The organism is uncultured Cedecea sp. (assembly GCF_947498825.1).
GTDB lineage: Bacteria > Pseudomonadota > Gammaproteobacteria > Enterobacterales > Enterobacteriaceae > JGM124.
The window spans coordinates 1-1,317 of record NZ_CANMLV010000053.1 but is presented as its reverse complement, the minus strand read 5'-3'; the positions used below and the strand labels follow the sequence as shown (position 1 = coordinate 1,317).

The following is a 1,317-nucleotide window of genomic DNA, read 5'->3' as shown; positions in this document are numbered from 1 at the left end:
CTGACTCACCACCAGTATGAAGGGCTGAACATGTTAACCGCAATTAGGACACGGATACTCGATGCCGATTAACGATGCACAAGGGCAGAACATTGCCGCCATAAGTCAGGGTAGCGGGCAGAACCCGCGAGAGCAGCTGAATGGTGCTGAAATCGACACGGCGGTCAGTGGGCGAACGAAAGCGGAAGTGCCGTTGTCTATCGAAACGGTGACAGAGAGAACCAATATGATGCTCGCCTATCAGCGGGTAGTGGAAAACAAAGGCGCTGCCGGGGTAGATAACCTCAGCGTGTTGGCGTTAAAACCCTTTCTGAAACAACACTGGGCGAGTATCAAAAGCGCACTGATGTCAGGAGACTATCTGCCCCGGGCGATACGTAAAATGGACATCCCAAAGCCTGATGGTGGCGTGAGAACATTGGGTATCCCGACGGTAGCAGACAGACTCATCCAACAAGCGATAGCGCAGAAACTGAGCGTTGTCGTCGACCCAACCTTCTCAAACTCCAGTTATGGCTTCCGCCCGGGGCGCAATGCATGGCAGGCGGTGCGTCAGGCACAATCCTACATGAATAGCGGTAAACGCTGGGTGGTCGACATTGATCTGGAAAAGTTCTTCGACAGGGTAGATCACGACATATTAATGGCGCGGGTAGCCCGGCGCATCAGTGATATACGGCTTCTGAAGTTAATCCGCCGTTATCTTGAGGCAGAAAGTATCGACAGTAATAAAGAGCGGGTCAGACGAGTGAGAGGGATGCCGCAAGGCGGTCCGCTATCACCGTTGTTGTCGAATATCTTACTGGATGAGCTGGACAAAGAGCTGGAACGACGCGGACACGCGTTCTGTCGTTACGCAGATGACTGCAATATCTATGTAAGCAGTCGCAAAGCGGGTGAACACCTTCTGAGTGATATCCGTGAGTACCTGACGGAAACGTTAGGACTTGAGATAAACGAAAAGAAGAGTGCGGTGGCAAGGCCGTGGGAACGCAAGTTCTTAGGGTACAGCGTCACAAGGCACAAACATGTTCGTCTTAAAGTGGCAGACAGCAGTGTCGGCAGGTTAAAGGATAAACTCCGTAGCCTGACGACAGGGCACAGTACGGCGTCAGTCAAAGCAGTCATCAGTCGACTCAGCCCCGTCCTCAGGGGCTGGATAAGTTACTTCCGCTACACCGAAGTGAAAGGGGTACTGGAAGAACTGGATAGCTGGATAAACAGGAAGTTACGCTGCCTTTTATGGAAGCAGTGGAAGCGTCCCCGAACGCGAGCAAAGAAGTTAATGCAAGCGGGGTTAACGGAAGAAAGGGCGTG

General features: G+C 52.4%; 1 protein-coding gene. It reads left to right on the top strand.

Features of this window, described 5'->3' with window-relative positions; all coding sequences use genetic code 11:
- Positions 1-61 precede the first annotated feature (61 nt).
- A partial coding sequence (gene ltrA, locus Q1A40_RS22865) for a group II intron reverse transcriptase/maturase (protein ID WP_300006074.1) occupies positions 62-1,317 on the top strand: 1,256 nt, incomplete at its 3' end.